We start from the raw sequence: 15905 nt of genomic DNA, 5'->3' as shown, positions 1-15905 counted from the left end.
AGACGACGCTCGCCCGCCACGTCGCAGAGGGCGTGGACGGCGACGTGCTGTTCGCCGCCTTCACCGGCAAGGCGGCGCTGGTGCTGCGGGAAAAGGGCTGCCCGGACGCGTCCACCATTCACAGCCTAATCTACCGGACGCGCGGCGAGGGCGAGACCGGCCCGCGCTTCGTGGTGAACCGGCAGAGCGCGGCCGCCAAGGCGAAGCTCCTCGTCATCGACGAATGCTCCATGGTGGACGAGGATCTGGGCCGCGACCTCCTGGGCTTCGGCACGCCGGTCCTCGTTCTCGGTGACCCGGCCCAGCTGCCGCCCGTGAAGGGCGCCGGCTACTTCACCGAGCACCCGCCGGACGCCATGCTGACCGAGGTGCACCGGCAGGCCAAGGACGACCCAATCATCGACCTCTCCGTCCGGGTGCGCGAGGGCGGCACGCTGGCCCCCGGGCAGTACGGCGAGAGCCGCGTCATCTCCCGCCGCGAAATCGATTCCGAGGCCATCCTCAAGGCCGATCAGGTGCTGGTCGGGCTGAACCGCTCGCGTCGCCTGTACACGACCCGCATCCGCCAACTCCTCGGCTTTCGCGATCCCATGCCGGCCGTCGGCGAGCGGCTGGTCTGCCTGCGCAACGACAAGAGCAAGGGCCTGCTCAACGGGGGCCTGTTCACGGTGAAGAAGCTCGCCGGCGAGGAGCAGGGTCGCCTGCGCCTGGACGTCTCGCCCGACGAGGAGCGCCGCTCGGTGCGGGTCGAGGTGCCGCGCGAATTCTTCGAGGGACGGGAGGACGACCTGTCCTACGCCTCCCGCCGCAAGGCCGACGAGTTCGATTACGGCTACGTGCTGACGGTCCACAAGGCGCAGGGCTCGCAGTGGGACGAGGTCGTGCTGTTCGACGAGAGCTACGCCTTTCGCGAACACCGCGCCCGCTGGCTCTATACGGGCCTCACCCGGGCCGCGAAGCGTCTGACCGTGGTGCAATAGGCACGGAACCAAGCGGCACCTTGCGCGTTTCGCGCGCGGGCGAGGCCCATCGGGGATCGCCTTCCGGGCGCCGGCGCTGTCCGGCGCTTCTCCTCATCACGTTGCTCAGCGGAGGATGTGATCATGAGAGCTTTCGATTTTTCCCCCCTGGCCCGCTCGACCGTCGGGTTCGAGCGCATGTTCGACCTGCTGGACCGTGCCTCGCGGGCCGAGCCGGCCGGGCATTGGCCGGCCTATGACATCAGCAAGACGGGCGAGAATTCGTACCGAATTACCCTCGCCGTCGCCGGGTTCGGGCCCGAGGACATCGACATCGTGCAGGAGGGGCCGAGCCTCGTGGTGTCCGGCCGCAAGCAGGACAGCGGCGACGAGAGCCGCTTCCTCCATCGCGGCATCGCCGGTCGCTCGTTCCGCCAGTCCTTCGACCTCGCAGCCCATGTCAGCGTGTCGGGCGCCACCCTCGACCACGGCATCCTGACCGTGAACCTCGTCCGCGAGGTGCCCGAGGCCGCAAAGCCCCGCCGCATCCCGATCGGCCAGGCGGCCCCGGTCGCGCAGGTCACGCAGGGCGAGCCGGTGGCGCAGGACAATGCGCCCACGCCCGAGGAGCGGAGCGCCCGCGCGGCCTGACCGCGGCTTCGTCGCCGGCCCGGGCGGCCGGCGACCCCATTTGCTTCAGACCCCTTCGACGGCCGTCCGGGCGGACGGCCTCCGTGAGGCGTTTCGCATGCAGACCTCGTTCGAACCCCTCGGAGCGGCCCCGCAGGCGCCGGCCGGCGCCCAGACCGGGAACCCGCCGCCTTGGCTGGCTTTCGTGGAGCCGGCCCGCATCTTCTCCGACCCGGCCCAGGTTCTGGCGGCGCGCGAGCTCTCGCCCGAGCACAAGCGGGCCATCCTGGCCTCCTGGGCGTCCGACATCCACGCCGTGGAAGGCCATCCGGACCTTCGCCGGCCGGCCGGCGCGCCCGGCCCGGTCACGCTGGACGCGATCCTGGCCGCCTTGCGGGCGCTCGACGACGCCGACGAAGGCGCTCCGCGGGACCGCCGGCGACGGCGCGTCAGTGCCGCCATCCGGCCCTGGCGCTCGCTGGTGCGGGCCCGGCGGCGCCGCTGCCTCCTGCGCAGATCCGGAGGGCGGCGGCCATGACCACCTTCAACCCCGGCGATTGGTGGCCCCGGGACCGGAACAAGGGCCAGAGGCGCCAGCGGGACACCCGGCAGGACAACATCGGGGCGGAGGCGGCGCTCTCCGTCGCGCTCTGCGTCTGTTTCGCGGCCCTGGCCCCGCCGGCGCTAATGCCGGCGGTTCTGGCCGCCCTGCTGCTGGTGGCCGCGATCGCCTGGGTCGGCGTCTCGCTGCTGCACGGCATCCCGCCCGGCGGGCAGCGGGCCACGAGCTGGGACGCGGCCCTGCTCTGCGCGGCCGCGAGCCTCCTGCTGCAAGTCGGCTGGCCGGCGGCGCGTCTGCTGCCCTGAGACTGGCCAGCCCGGAATCCGCGCGCTAGCCTCTTGCGACCCTCGGAACAGAGGGACGGGGGCGGCGCGATGGTGGCGGGCGCGATGGTGGCGGATGCGTTCAGGCCGGGGGCGCCGGAGCCGGCGCCGCGCTTCACCGGACTTCCTCGCCTCAACTTCGTCTACGGCCACAACGACCCGGAGCAAATTCCCGCCCGGGAGCTCGCCGAGTGCGCCGCCAAGGTGCTGGCCGAGAGCGGCCACCTGCTCGGCATGTACAATCTCGGCCAGGCGCCGCAGGGGCACGACCGGCTGCGCGCCTTTGTGGCCGAAAAGGTGGGCCGGCGCAGCGGCATCGCCTGCACGGCCGCCGACGTGCTGCTCACCTCCGGCTCGCTCCAGGCCATGGACCTCGTCAACGCCCTCTTCGTCGGGCCGGGCGACACGGTGATCCTGGAGGAATTCACCTACGGGGGCGCCATCACCAAGGTTGAGAGGCTGGGTGCCCGGGTGATCGGGGCGCCACTGGACGGGGGCGGCATTGTCGTCCCTGAGCTGCGCCGCATCCTGGAGAGCCTGCGGCAGGAGGGCGTGCGACCGCGCTACATCTACACCATCCCGACCGTGCAGAACCCGACCGGTACGATCATGGATCTCGGCCGGCGGCGCGAGCTCGTGGCGCTGGCGCGGGAGTTCGGCGTGCCAATCTTCGAGGACGAATGCTATGCCGACCTCGTCTGGTCGGGGGAGCGCCCGCCGGCGCTGTACAGCCTCGATCCGGACAACGTGGTCCATATCGGCTCCTTCTCGAAGTCGCTCGCCCCCGCCTTGCGCATCGGCTACGTGGTCGCGCCCTGGAACGTGCTCGGGCGCCTGGTGGCGCTGAAGACCGACGCCGGCTCCGGCGCGCTCGAGCAGATGGTGGTCGCCGAATACGTGTGCCGGGATTACGACCGGCACGTGGACGAGCTGCGGGCCGGACTCGGCCGCAAGCTCGACGTCCTGGTGGAGGCCCTGGAGCAGGAATTCGGCACGGCCGCCGAGCTGTTCCGGCCGGAGGGCGGCATCTTTCTGTGGCTGAAGCTGCCGGACAGCGTGGACGTTCGGACCTTCGCGCCAACCGCGCTGGATCAGGGGCTCGCCTTCAATCCCGGCCCGGACTGGGCCTGCGATCCGGAGGCGGCCAAGAGCCACCTGCGGCTCTGCTTCGCCCTGCCGCCGGAGGCGACCATCCGGGAGGGCGTGGCCGAACTCGCCCGCATCTGCTTCCAACACACCGGCGTGCCGGCCCGCAGCGCCAATCGGCTGCGGGCGTGAGCGGCGCCGAAGGGCCCGACCGCGCCCGGCTGGTCGCGGACGGAGTCGAGGCCGGCAATGCGAGCTTCCTGGCCAGTTTCGGCCGGGTGCCCGACAACCTCCGTCTCCTGGCCGAGCACGCCCCCGGCGCCTTCGCGGGCTACGGCCTGATGCGCGACGCCGTGATGCGGGACGGGCCGGCGGCCGGCGGCGCCCTCGACTTGCGCACCAAGGAGCTCGTCTTCTGCCTCCTCGACTGCCTGGTCGGCCAGACCGAGGCCGCCAAGCGCCATGCGGAGGCCGCCATGGCGCACGGCCTGACCCTGCCGGAGCTGGCGGAAGGACTGGTCCAGGTTCTCATGGTGGGCGGCATCACGACCTGGAACCGCTCCGGCGCCGAGATCCTGCGGCACTGCGCGGAGCGTGCCGCCCGGCCCTGAGGAGGCGACCCGGCGGCGGCCTTCGCCGGATCCGAAGCCAGGCTCCGCCAGGCAGCGGCTATGCGGACGAGGCTGCGCCCGCTAGGCCGAGTCCCTCCTGCGGAGTTCGCCTGTGCCGGTCTCGGACGCTTCCTCTGCCCTCCTGGCCGCGGTCGCGGCCGCGTTTCTCCTCGCGGGCTTTGTGAAGGGCGTGGTCGGCCTCGGCCTGCCCACGGTGGCGATGGGGCTCCTGGTCACCGCGATGTCGCCGGCCCGGGCCGCCGCCATCCTGATCGTGCCGTCGCTGGTCACCAATCTTTGGCAGCTTGTGACCGGCCGGGCTTTGCCGGCGACGCTGCGCCGGCTCTGGCCCATGATGGCCGGGATCTGCCTCGGAACAGCGGCGGGAGCGGGCCTGATGGACGGCGACCGCACCGGGCAGGCGACGGTCTGGCTCGGCGTCGTGCTGGTCGCCTATGCGGCTTTCGGGCTGTCGCCGCTGCGCCCCACCGTGCCGCCCCGGGCCGAGCCCTGGCTCGGGCCCCTGGTGGGGCTGCTGACCGGGATCGTCACGGCCGCGACCGGCGTGTTCGTGGTGCCGGCCGTGCCCTATCTCGGCGCGCTCCGCCTCGACCGCGACGAGCTGATCACCGCGCTCGGCCTCTCCTTCACGGTGTCCACGCTCGCGCTCGCGGCCCTGCTGCTCCGGGAGGACGCCTTTGGCGGGCCGGTCTCGACGCTGACCTGCGTGGGGCTCGCGGCTGCGCTGATCGGGATGTGGCTCGGCACCCGGGTCCGCGGACGGATCAGCGCGGCGGCCTTCCGCACCGCCTTCTTCCTTGGCCTGCTTGCCCTCGGCGTCCACCTGGCGCTGCGACCGCTGCTCTAGCTCAGGCCTCGGCGGTCTCGGCGGCCATCATCCGGGCCCGGGCGGAGAGCTTTTCGGTCGCGCTCTTGAGCTGGCCGCAGGCGGCCAGGATGTCGCGGCCGCGCGGCGTGCGCACCGGCGAGGCGTAACCCGCCCGGAACACGATGTCGGAGAAGCGCTGGATCCGCTCCCACGAGGAGCATTCGTAGGTCGCGCCGGGCCAGGGATTGAAGGGGATCAGGTTGATCTTGGCCGGGATGCCGCGCAGCAGCCGGACCAGTTCCCGGGCATCGGCATCGGAATCGTTGACGCCTTTCAGCATCACGTATTCGAAGGTGATGCGGCGCGCATTTGAGACGCCCGGATAGTCGCGGCACGCCTGCAGCAGAGCCGCGATCGGATAGCGGCGGTTCAGCGGCACGAGCTCGTTGCGGAGCTCGTCCCGGACGGCATGGAGCGAGACCGCCAGCATGGCGCCCGCCCGCTCGCCGAGCGCCGGCATGTCGGGCACCACGCCTGAGGTCGAGACGGTGATGCGGCGCCGCGACAGGGTCAGGCCCTCGCCATCCGCCATCACGTCCACGGCGTCCACGACGTTGTCGAGGTTATAGAGCGGCTCGCCCATCCCCATGAACACGACGTTGGTGACGGCGCGCTCGCCCGCGGCGGGCACGAGCCCGTCGGACGGCCGCGTGCCGCCCGGCCAGTCGCCCAGCCGATCGCGCGCCACCACGAGCTGGGCCACGATCTCGGCCGCGGTCAGATTGCGGACGAGCCGCTGCGTGCCGGTGTGGCAGAACGTGCAGGTCAGGGTGCAGCCGACCTGTGAGGAGACGCAGAGCGTGCCCCGGTCGGCCTCGGGAATGTAGACGCACTCGATCTCGGCCGGCCGGCCGCCGCGATCGGCCGGGCTTGCCGCCATGCGGACGACCCATTTGCGGGTGCCGTCGGTGGAAACCTGCTCGGCCACGACCTCCGGCCGCGCCAGCGTGGCGGTGTCGGCCAGCCGCTCGCGCAGGGCCTTGCCGACATTGGTCATCTCGTCGAAGCGCGAGATGCCGCGGTGGTAGATCCAGTGCCAGAGCTGGGCGGCCCGCATCCGGGTCTCGCGCTCGGGGACGCCGATCGCGCGCAGATGCGCGGCGAGACCGTCGCGCGTCATCCCGACCAGGGACGGCTGCCCGGCCGCGCCGGCAGCCGGCGCCACGTCGGACAGAACGGGTGGGGCCTGGGGGGCCGTCGAGAGAAGCGTGCTTGTCATGGCGATCACCTGCCGATCGATCCGGCCGACCGCCGCGCGGCTACGGTCCGGTCAGCTTCCGGCCGCCATGGCGGGCTCGATCGAGGAGAGCTGGCTCTCGCTCGCCGCGCGCTCCTGGCCCGCCGGGTTCTTGACGCGATAATGGAGTTCGCCATTCGCCGTCGCGGGCATCAGGCGAACCACCTCGTAGACGGCACTGCCGGCGGGATCGGGATAGCGGTGCATCATCCGGACCTGCTGTCCGACGCGGAACCGATGCTCTGCCATAAAGCCCTCCTGCTACTGGCCCGAGCCGGCGCTGGAGAGAACGGCTCGAGATACAATCGGATGCCCGATACGACGGGGAGGCTGAACCGGGCGCGCAAAGGCGCGCCCGGCCGGCCGGATCCCGTTGGGTGGCTTCCTAGCACGGGCCCGGGGGCTTGTCTCGCGGAACGGCCGGGATTCGGCCCGGACCGTGCCACAATCGGGCCCCTGGGGTCCTGGCCCCCGCGGGGGCCAGAAGGCTTACGCCTCTTCGATCTTGGAGACGGCGAGCTTGCCCGAGCGCCGGTCCGTCTCGGTTTCAAAGGAGACCTTCTGGCCTTCGACGAGGCTGCGCAGGCCCGCACGCTCAAGAGCCGTGGCATGGACGAACACGTCCTTGCCGCCGTCGTCCGGCGAAATGAAGCCGTAACCCTTGGTCTCGTTGTAGAATTTCACGGTACCGGTAGTCATAGCAAATCCTCTTGCAACATGCCGGGCCGGTCCGCGACGCGCGAACCGCCTCCGGCCATCGAGCATGGGGTCGGAAAAGCTCAGACGTCGGCCGACCACGGAAGAGGGCGAACGGCCCAGCTTCGTCGGCCCATATATCGATGGCTCCGAGATAGGTCGGCTTGCGGCGGGCCGCAAGAGGCCTCGCCTGACCGGGAGCGTCAGCCGCCCGCCGGCGCCGCCCCGGGCGTGAACAGGCCGACCCGCAAGTCCTTGGCCTGGTAGATGCGCTGGCCGTCGGCTTCGAGGAAGCCGTCGGCGATGCCGAGCACGAGCTTGCCCCGGAACACGCGCTTGAAATCCACGCCGTAGACGACCTGCTTGACGTTGGGCAGCACCTGGTCGGTGAACTTCACCTCCCCGACCCCCAGCGCCCGGCCGCGGCCCGGCAGGCCGAGCCAGCCCAGAAAGAAGCCGACCATCTGCCACAGCGCGTCGACGCCGAGGCAGCCCGGCATGACCGGATCGCCCTTGAAATGGCAGCCGAAAAACCAGAGGTCCGGACGGATGTCGAGCTCGGCCCGGACCTGCCCCTTGCCGAAGGCGCCGCCCTCCTCCGACACCAGCGAAATGCGGTCGAACATCAGCATGGGCGGCAGCGGCAATTGCGCATTGCCCGCGCCGAACAGCTCACCGCGTCCGCAGCGCAAGAGCTCCTCGTAGGTGAAACTCGACTGACGCTCCATCCCGCACCGGTCCTCGTCCCCGGCGGCCCCGGCCGTCGGACGCGAGGCCCGTAGCACAGGCCCCCGACGCCTGAAAGCGGTCTGGCGGGTGCCGGGCGCTGGCCTCCTGACCGCGTGTTGCGGTTCGGGGCCGGGCCGAGTATGAGGTGATACCTCTCACTACGCGCGTCGAGTCATGAGCGAGCCGATTCCTTTTGCCTCATCAACGACCGCGAAGCCGTCGGCGCACGACATCTCGCTGGCGCGGCGGGGCTGCCCCGTCTCCGACCTGAAGGATCGCCTGCGCCGCGTCGGGCTGCGTCCCACCCGGCAGCGCATCTCGCTCGGCTGGCTGCTGTTCGCCAAGGGTGACCGCCACATCACGGCGGAAATGCTCTACGAGGAATCGATGCGGGCCCGGGTGCCGGTGTCGCTCGCCACCGTCTACAACACCCTGCACCAGTTCACGGAAGCCGGGCTGCTGCGGCAGCTCGCCGTGGACGGGTCGAAATCCTATTTCGACACCAACACCACCGAGCACCACCACTTCTTCCTCGAGGGCGAGGAAGAGCTGATGGACGCGCCGGCCGGGATCTCCGTCGGCGAGCTGCCCGAGCCGCCGGCCGGGATGGAGATCGCCCGCGTGGACGTGATCGTCCGGCTGCGCCGGGTCAGCCCCGCCGCCTGAGCCTGGTGGGCGCCCCGGGCGCCCACCCTGCCTGACCGTCCCGCGTCGCCCGAAGGTGGCGGGACGCTCGCCTCACTTCACCTCGAATCGAGCCTCGAGCGCATGGCCATGCGCGCGCGTGGTCATCACGACCTTGGCGCCTCGTGCGAGGGGCTTCGCGAGCGGGCCGACGAAGCGGTTCGGCTCGGCCGCGGCCAGCACCACCGTCGAGCTCTTGCCCCCGTCCAGGATGCTGGCCCGGGCCGTCATGCCCTTGGTCGCGAGCGGGCGGCCGTCCTCCTCCTGCATGAAGAACACGACCTGACTGTCGGTCGGCACGAACTCGACCGGGTGATGCCCGGCCTGCACCAGGGAGCCACCATTCGGCCCGATCTTCTGGGCCCAGGCCGGGGCGGCCGCGAACAGCAGCGAGACGGCAAGCGCGTAGCGGAGAGGTGTCGACATCGGATTGTCCTTGGCTGGGGGGTTAGAAGGCGGTGGCCGGCAGCGCTCCCTCGCCGACTTGGCGCCGAAGCCGGTCGAGGGCGGGGCCGCCGTAGCGGAGAAACAGCAACGGGGTCAGGACGGCGTCGAGCAGCGTCGCGCTGACAAGGCCGCCGAAGATGGTCACCGCGACCGGGTGGAGGATCTCCTTGCCGGGCGCGTCGGCCCCGATCAGCAGCGGCACCAGCGCCACGCCGGCGGCCAGCGCCGTCATCAGCACCGGGGTCATCCGCTCCAGGCTGCCCCGCATCACGAGCTCGCGGCCGAACGGCATGCCGTCATGCAGCGCGAGGTTGATGTAGTGGCTGACCTTGAGGATGCCGTTGCGGGTGGCGATCCCGGTCAGCGTGATGAAGCCGATCATGGACGCGACGGAGAGCGGCTGCCCGGCGATCCAGAGCGCCGCGACGGAGCCGATCAGCGCCAGCGGCACGCTGCACAGGATGATCAGCGCATACACGGCCGAGCGGAAGCGGCTGTAGAGGATCGCGAAGATCAGCCCGAACGAGACGAGCGACAGCGCCCCAATGGTGCGACTCGCCTCTTCCTGCGCCTGGAACGAGCCCTCGAGAGCGACCGAATAGCCGGGCGGCAGCCGAGTCGCGGCGAGCTGACGGCGTGTCTCGGCCACGATCTCGGCCATGTCGGCCCGGCCGTCGGAATTGGCCAACACCACCAGGCGGCGTCGCGAGTTCTCACGCAGGATCTGGTTCGGCCCGTCCGTTTCCCGGATGTCGGCGACCTGCCGGGCGGGGATCCACCCGGTCGGCGTCTCGATCAGGAGGTCGCCCAGCCGCTCGGTGGTCCGCACGCTGTCGGGCAGCCGCATCACCACGTCGAAACGCCTGACCCCGTCCGCCACCCGCGAGATCACCGTCCCGCCCGATAGGCGGCTCAGCTGTTCGACCAGGGCCGAGGGCTGCACCCCGTGCAGCGCGGCGCGTCCGTAATCGACGCGGATCTCGAGCTGCGGAATGCGGACCTGCTTTTCGATCTGAAGGTCGGTCACGCCCCGGATCGCCTCCATCCGGGTCCGGACCGATTCGGCGATGGTCCGCAGCACGTCCAGGTCTTCGCCGAAGATCTTGACCGCGATCTCCGCCCTGACCCCGGACAGCATGTGGTCGAGCCTGTGCGAGATCGGCTGCCCGACATTGACGGCGACCGGCAGCACCGCGAGTCGCTCGCGCAGATCGGCGATGAATTCGCTCTTGGGTCGGGACTCTGGCTTGAGGTCGACATCGACCTCGGACACGTGGACGCCCTCGGCATGCTCGTCGAGCTCGGCCCGCCCGGTGCGGCGCCCGACGGTTTTCACGTCCGGCATGTCGAGGATCAGGCGCTCGGCGACGGCCCCGACCCGGCTCGATTCGGCGAGCGAGATGCCGGGCTGAAACGACATCATGATCGTCATCGTGCCCTCGTTGAACGGGGGCAGGAAGGCGCGCGGCAGGAGAACGGCGCCGCAGGCGGCCACGACCACCGCAACACCCGTCACCATGAACACGGCGCGCGGGACCCGGAAGGCGCCGGCGAGCAGCGCCCGGTTCAGGCGCTTCAGCGCCCTGACCAGCGCGCTGTCCCCGTGCCGAAGGCGGCGGAGGCCGGGCAGGAGGTAATAGGCCATCACCGGCGTCAGCGTGATGGAGACCAGGAGGCTCGCCAGGATGGAGATGATGTAGGCTTGGCCGAGGGGTGCGAAAAGGCGGCCCTCGATGCCCGACAGTGCGAAGAGCGGCACGAAGACCAGCACGATCACCGCCGTGGCGTAGACGATGCCGCTGCGGACCTCCTGCGAGGCCGAGACCACGACGTCGAAGACCGAACGGGGATCGCCGGCTTCGCGGTTTTCGCGCAGGCGGCGGAAGATGTTCTCCACGTCCACCACTGCGTCGTCGACCAGCTCGCCGATGGCGATGGCGAGCCCGCCCAGGGTCATGGTGTTGATGGACAGGCCGAGGAGGTGAAAGATCACGGCCGTGGTCAGGATCGAGACCGGGATCGCGCTGAGGGAGATCAGCGTGGTGCGGACGTTCAGGAGGAACGCGAACAGCACCACGGCCACCACCCCGACCGCCTCCAGCAGCACCCGCTCCACGTTGCGGATCGAGGTCTCGATGAAGTTCGCCTGCCGGAACAGGAGTTCGCCGGCCTTCACCCCGGCCGGCAGGCTGGTGGCGAGCTCGCGCAGCGCCGCCTCGATCTCGCGCGTGAGCCGGACCGTGTCCACGCCGGGCTGCTTCTCGACCGACACGATCACGGCCGGCCGGCCCATATAGCCGGCATCGCCGCGCTTGGCCTTGGCCCCGAACTCCACCGTCGCGACCTGGTGCAGGAACACCGGCGCGCCCGCGACGCGCGCCACCACCACGCCGGCGAGGTCTTCGAGCCGGAGCGTGCGGCCGATGTTGCGGATCAGGTATTCGCGGGCATGCTGGTCGGTGAAGCCCCCGCCCGCATTGCTGCCGAAGAGCTGCAGCGCCTTTTCGACGTCCTGGTAGGTGACGCCGAGCGCCCGCAGCGCCGTCGGGTGGGGCGCCACCCGGAACTGACGCACCTCGCCGCCCATCGGGATCACCTGCGCGACCCCCGGGATGGACAACAGGCGCGGCCGGACGGTGAAGTCCGCGATCTCGCGCAATTCCATGGGCGAGAGGGTGTCGCTGGTCAGGGCCGTCATCAGGATCTGGCCCATCAGCGAGCTGACCGGCCCCATCTGCGGCGACACGTTGGCTGGAAGCTGCGGGCGGATCACGCCGAGCCGCTCGGCCACCTGCTGGCGGTTGCGGTAGATGTCGGTGCCCCAGGCGAACTCGACATAGACGAAGGAGAGCCCCACGCCGGACACGGACCGCACCCGGGTGACCCCGGGCAGGCCGTTCATCTGCGCCTCGATCGGGAAGGTGACGAGCTGCTCCACCTCCGGCGGGGCCAGGCCCTCGCTCTCGGTCATGATGGTCACGGTGGGCCGGTTGAGGTCGGGAAAGACGTCGACCGGGAGGCGCGTCACCGTGAGGGCGCCGAACAGCACCAAGGCGGCGGCCAGCGCGAGCACGAGCACGCGGTTGCGCAGCGAGCGGGTGACCAGGAAGGTGAACATCTCAGCGCACCTGGTTCAGCAGCTCGGCGCCGCTGGTCACGACGCGGCGTCCCGCGGCGAGGCCCGACGCCACGTAGACGCGGTCCGCATCCAGCGCCTGGAGGCGGATCTCGCGCGGCTCGAACCTCTCGGCCCCCGTGTGCTCGTAGACGAGGTCCTGCCCGCCGGCGCTCCGGACGACGCTGGTGCGGGGCAGGGCGAGCCCGGCCCGCTCCGTGCTCTGGCTCGCCACCACCGTCACGAACTGGCCGATCCGCAGCCCGCCGGCCCCGCCCTCGACCGAGAAGTGCACCGGCACGGCCTGATTGCGGTCCGCCAGCCCCGCCCCCTGGAAGCGCAGCCGCAGGACCTGGCCGGAGGGCAGCCGGGCGGAGGCGTCCGGCGCGCCCGGCAGGCTCTCGAAGCTCAGCGCCTCGATCCAGAGCCGGTCGGGATCGACGATGTGGAACACCATGCCGGTCGGCTGAGCCATCTGGCCCGCGACGGCGTTCGCCTCGGCAATCACCCCGTCGACCGGGGCGATCAGGGCCTCGGGCTCCCGGCGGGACGTGTCGAGCGCAGCCCGCCGGTCGCGCAATCCGGCGATCTCGAGCCGGGCTTCGTCGAGCTGAGCCTGGGCGACCGCGCCGGAGCGGGCCAGCGGCTCCAGCCGGCTGAGCCGGCGCTCGACGATGGCGATCTGCTGGTCGAGTTCGCCCTGGCGCTGCCGCATGTCGGAAGCGTCAATCGCCTGGATCGGCGGGTTCACATAGGCCAGCACGTCGCCCTTGCGGACAGCCGTCCCGAGCCGCGGGAAGCCGCCGGGCGGGGGCGACAGACGGCCGCCGACGGAGGTCTGGACGAGGCCGCTGCCGTTCGGATCGGGGACCACGCGGCCGGGCAGCTCGATTGCCCTGCGGTGGGTCGCGACCTCGCTCACCACGGTTCGGATGGCCAGAATGCGCTGCGTCGGCTTCGGCACGAACACGGCCCCGTCCGGTCCGCGCCGGGCCTGGTCGCGGGCCCCGGAGGCCGACGGGCCTGACACTGGAGCCGCGGCCTCCCCGGCTGGGCCGTGGGCGTGCCCCTCGTCCGACCGAGCCTCCGGTGCCACCGCGACCGCGGCCGCGACGGCCAGCATGGCGGCGGTCGCCAGCCGCCGGCGCGGCCTGTGGATCAGGAGCGTGACCAGGATACCGGCCAGGAAGCCCGCCCCGGCGCCCGCGGCCGCAAGTCCGAAGCCGCCGAGCCGCCCGGCAAGCCCGCGCGCGAAAGCCGGCGCGTCGCCCAACGATGCCACGGCGGGAGCGGGCGCCGGCTCGGGGATGTCGAGCTGCAGCGGAAAGAGGTCGGTCTCCCCTGAGTCCGACACGGTGAGCAGGAGGTCGTGATGACCGGATGTCAGGCTCCAGCGCGCCGGCAGACGGTAGCTGCCGTCCGGCTGCGGTTCGGCGCGCGCCTTCCCGTCCGGCCCCTCGGCCAGGATGGTGGCGCCTGTGACGGGCTCGTTGGTGCCGAACCGGTCGAGATAGATCAGGAGCGAGCCGGCCCGGGCGATCGCGACCAGTTCGAGCCGGTCGGAACTCGAAGAGGCCCGTGGCGCCGCCACGGCCCCGTCCGGCGGCGCGTCGCCGTGATCATGGCCTTCGTGGGCCGCCACCTGGCCGCAGAAAACCGCAAGGAACACCAACGCCCATCCGGGCCGGGTCAAGGAGAGCCGTCGCATCGAACCACCTGCTTCGCCCGGGTCTCGGCCCGTGCTTGCACTGCCCCATCGCCCGGCGCAGGAGCGCGCCGGGCTTCAGACGAAGCGGCGGGGTGGTTCCTGAGGTGCGTCCGGCACCACGTCCGGGCGCGAATCGGCGCGCCAGGCGGCGATCGACCGGACCGCGTGGCCACGGCAGCCGGCCCCGGCAATGGCGGGGGGCAGCATCACGGCGTGGCAGGTGAGGCAGGGCTCGTCCGCGTCATGCGCGGGAGCCGGATCGTCCTCGTCCGCGGAGGCGAGATCGGCCGCAGCGGAGGAGTGGCAGCCGGGCTCGCCCGCGACGGACGGCCAATGGGCTCCGGGCGCGGCCGAGGCCCAGACGGGAACGAGGGCGGCGAGGATCGCGAGAGCGATCGCCAACCAGCGTCCAAATGTCAGCGCGCCAACCATGCCGCGCACCGGATAGCACGATCGGGCCGAGATCGTCAGCCTCGTCTCGCCCCGACGCTGCGTCGCTTCGACCCGGGCGGACATTGGCCGGGGCCTGGCCGGCTTCAGCGCTTCTTGCCGAGTTCCGCCGCGATGTCCTTGACCAGGCGGCCGGCCTTGCGGTGCGCGGCCACGATCTGATCCCGGGTCACGCCCCAGCGTTTCATCCAGAACTCGACGGCCTGACGCTCCGACAGGTCGATCCGCTCCTTGTCGATCGTGCCGCGCTTGTCCTTCAACCCCGCCATGATTCAGCCTTTCCAGAAATCCGTCTTGGCAGCACCCTCTAGCGAAACTCGTGTTTTGCCGCGAACGCAGATCAGGACTTGCACTCCGCCGCGTCCCTTCGTATATAGCTCTCACTGACGACTTCGCCGAAGGGCTTGAGGTCGGTCACAGTCTCCCGCCCGTCCCGGCAGATAGTCCGGCGTAGTGTGAGATGCAGATGCGCCCGCCGGCTGAGATGCTGAGCGGGCGTTTTCGTGTCTGCACCCCTCCGCCACACGGGGCCGCCGCCTAGCCCGCGCTTGGGCCCGGCACCGGGCTCGGCAGGGGCCGGCCATCCAGGAAGGCCCGGATGTTGGCCAGAAGCAGATCGCCCATCCGGGCATGCGCGTCCGTGGTGGACCCGCCGAGATGCGGCGTCAGCACGACGCGGTCGGAGGCGACGAGACCGGGCGGCACCGCGGGCTCGCGCGCAAACACGTCAAGCCCGGCGCCCCCGAGCCGACCCGCCCGCAGCGCCTCGATCAGGGCGGGCTCGTCCACCAGGCTGCCCCGCGCCACGTTGACGAGATGGCCCCCCGGCCCAAGCGCGTCGAGGACAGCGGCATCGACCGCGTGGCGGTTGCCCGGCCCGGCCCTGACCGCGACGACCAGCGCGTCGGCCCAGGCCGCGAGGGCGAGCAGGGTCGGCGCATAGCGATAGGGGCAGCCCGGGCGCTCTCGCCGACCGTGATAGCCGACCTCCATCTCGAACGCCTCGGCCCGGCGGGCGATCTTCAGGCCGATCGTGCCGAGGCCATAGATGCCGAGCCGCATTCCGGTCAGGCCCTGACGCAGCGGCGGCGCGTCCCGGTCGTTGCCGGTCCAGCGGCCCTGGCGCAGGAAGCGGTCGGCCAAGACCACGCCCCTGACGCTGGCGAGCAGCAGACCCATCGCGAGGTCGGCAACCGCCGACGCGTTGGTGTCGGGCCCGTGCGTCACCGCGATGCCGCGGGCGGCCGCGGCCGCGAGATCGACCCCCTCGAAGCCGCTGCCCGTGCAGCAGACCAGGCCGAGTGCCGGCAGACGCTCCATCAGCGCCCGGTCGGTCTGCATGATCCCCATCGTCACCAGGATTCCGATGCGGGCCGCCTGCTCGGGCCCGAGGCTGGACGGATCGGCCAGCACGACCTCGTGCGCCGACCTGAGCCTGGCGATCAGATCGTCGCCGATGGCTCCGTGGACCAGAATGGCGCTGCGCTCTCGGGGCAAGGATCGGCTCCGGGTTGAGCCCCCATCATAAGGACAGCTGCCGACGACCGTACGAGAACTCATTTGAAGGGCGGCCGGCCGCCGGCCATGCTGCCGGCCGGATCAGAGGTTGCCCATGAGCTCCGTCTCCGCCCGCGCGCTGGCCTCGTTCCCGGCCGGGATCTCCAACGGCGAATTCGGCCTGCCGCCCGAGGCGCTGGTCGCCATCCGGAGCGGGTCTGGCGCCCGGCTCGAGGACAGCGAGGGGCGCGCCTTCATCGACTTCTCGATGGGCTGGGGCTC

At 71.3% G+C, this 15905-nt stretch carries 18 protein-coding genes; 8 read left to right on the top strand and 10 right to left on the bottom strand.

Annotated features, from left to right (window positions below; all coding sequences use genetic code 11):
* From JWR86_RS06305 to JWR86_RS06275, 7 genes are all read left to right on the top strand, one after another.
* Positions 1–980: ATP-dependent RecD-like DNA helicase (locus tag JWR86_RS06305; RefSeq protein ID WP_299562358.1), on the top strand; the 980-nt coding region annotated here is incomplete at its 5' end.
* 123 nt (positions 981–1103) lie between these two features.
* Complete coding sequence (locus tag JWR86_RS06300) at positions 1104–1610, top strand: Hsp20 family protein (RefSeq protein ID WP_299562355.1); 507 nt, start codon at positions 1104–1106, stop codon at positions 1608–1610.
* A gap of 97 nt (positions 1611–1707) precedes the next feature.
* Entirely contained in the window at positions 1708–2127 is a 420-nt protein-coding gene (locus tag JWR86_RS06295) for a hypothetical protein (protein WP_299562352.1), read from the top strand.
* Complete coding sequence (locus tag JWR86_RS06290; RefSeq protein ID WP_299562348.1) at positions 2124–2456, top strand: hypothetical protein; 333 nt, start codon at positions 2124–2126, stop codon at positions 2454–2456. Before JWR86_RS06295 ends, JWR86_RS06290 begins: the two co-directional genes overlap by 4 nt.
* Positions 2457–2525: 69 nt before the next feature.
* Positions 2526–3752, top strand: coding sequence for a PLP-dependent aminotransferase family protein (locus JWR86_RS06285; protein WP_299562344.1), 1227 nt, complete (start codon positions 2526–2528; stop codon positions 3750–3752).
* Complete coding sequence (locus JWR86_RS06280; protein WP_299562341.1) at positions 3749–4171, top strand: carboxymuconolactone decarboxylase family protein; 423 nt, start codon at positions 3749–3751, stop codon at positions 4169–4171. The genes JWR86_RS06285 and JWR86_RS06280 overlap by 4 nt, the downstream gene beginning before the upstream one ends.
* A gap of 112 nt (positions 4172–4283) precedes the next feature.
* Entirely contained in the window at positions 4284–5039 is a 756-nt protein-coding gene (locus tag JWR86_RS06275) for a sulfite exporter TauE/SafE family protein (protein ID WP_299562338.1), read from the top strand.
* Between the two features lies 1 nt (position 5040).
* On the opposite strand, the gene rlmN is transcribed toward JWR86_RS06275, so the two are convergent.
* The 4 genes from rlmN to fabA form a co-directional block, all read right to left on the bottom strand.
* A complete protein-coding gene (gene rlmN / locus JWR86_RS06270; RefSeq protein ID WP_299562335.1) occupies positions 5041–6279 on the bottom strand; it encodes a 23S rRNA (adenine(2503)-C(2))-methyltransferase RlmN in 1239 nt (412 codons plus the stop codon).
* Positions 6280–6330: 51 nt separating this feature from the next.
* Complete coding sequence (locus JWR86_RS06265; protein ID WP_299562332.1) at positions 6331–6546, bottom strand: hypothetical protein; 216 nt, start codon at positions 6544–6546, stop codon at positions 6331–6333.
* 240 nt (positions 6547–6786) lie between these two features.
* Complete coding sequence (locus JWR86_RS06260; protein WP_299562329.1) at positions 6787–6996, bottom strand: cold-shock protein; 210 nt, start codon at positions 6994–6996, stop codon at positions 6787–6789.
* Between the two features lie 200 nt (positions 6997–7196).
* The gene (gene fabA, locus JWR86_RS06255; protein ID WP_299562326.1) at positions 7197–7721 is read right to left on the bottom strand and encodes a 3-hydroxyacyl-[acyl-carrier-protein] dehydratase FabA; all 525 of its coding nucleotides are present in this window, start codon (positions 7719–7721) and stop codon (positions 7197–7199) included.
* A gap of 175 nt (positions 7722–7896) precedes the next feature.
* On the opposite strand from fabA, the gene irr reads away from it, so the two are divergent.
* Positions 7897–8388 carry a Fur family transcriptional regulator Irr gene (gene irr / locus JWR86_RS06250; protein ID WP_299562323.1) on the top strand — a complete coding sequence of 164 codons (492 nt, stop codon included), beginning with the start codon at positions 7897–7899 and terminating at the stop codon, positions 8386–8388.
* Positions 8389–8460: 72 nt separating this feature from the next.
* On the opposite strand, the gene JWR86_RS06245 is transcribed toward irr, so the two are convergent.
* From JWR86_RS06245 to JWR86_RS06220, 6 genes are all read right to left on the bottom strand, one after another.
* Complete coding sequence (locus JWR86_RS06245) at positions 8461–8832, bottom strand: hypothetical protein (RefSeq protein WP_299562320.1); 372 nt, start codon at positions 8830–8832, stop codon at positions 8461–8463.
* A gap of 22 nt (positions 8833–8854) precedes the next feature.
* Positions 8855–11971 carry an efflux RND transporter permease subunit gene (locus tag JWR86_RS06240; RefSeq protein ID WP_299562317.1) on the bottom strand — a complete coding sequence of 1039 codons (3117 nt, stop codon included), beginning with the start codon at positions 11969–11971 and terminating at the stop codon, positions 8855–8857.
* 1 nt (position 11972) lies between these two features.
* A complete protein-coding gene (locus JWR86_RS06235) occupies positions 11973–13637 on the bottom strand; it encodes an efflux RND transporter periplasmic adaptor subunit (protein WP_299562314.1) in 1665 nt (554 codons plus the stop codon).
* A 114-nt stretch (positions 13638–13751) separates the two neighbouring features.
* On the bottom strand, positions 13752–14078 hold the full coding sequence (locus JWR86_RS06230; protein WP_299562311.1) for a hypothetical protein: 327 nt from the start codon (positions 14076–14078) through the stop codon (positions 13752–13754).
* Positions 14079–14212: 134 nt separating this feature from the next.
* A complete protein-coding gene (locus JWR86_RS06225) occupies positions 14213–14395 on the bottom strand; it encodes a DUF3606 domain-containing protein (protein WP_299562308.1) in 183 nt (60 codons plus the stop codon).
* 268 nt (positions 14396–14663) lie between these two features.
* Positions 14664–15623 carry a 2-hydroxyacid dehydrogenase gene (locus tag JWR86_RS06220; protein ID WP_299562305.1) on the bottom strand — a complete coding sequence of 320 codons (960 nt, stop codon included), beginning with the start codon at positions 15621–15623 and terminating at the stop codon, positions 14664–14666.
* Positions 15624–15905: the final 282 nt, after the last annotated feature.

Source organism: Enterovirga sp. (assembly GCF_028290205.1).
Classification (GTDB): domain Bacteria; phylum Pseudomonadota; class Alphaproteobacteria; order Rhizobiales; family Beijerinckiaceae; genus Enterovirga.
This window is presented reverse-complemented; position numbering and strand designations above follow the sequence as displayed.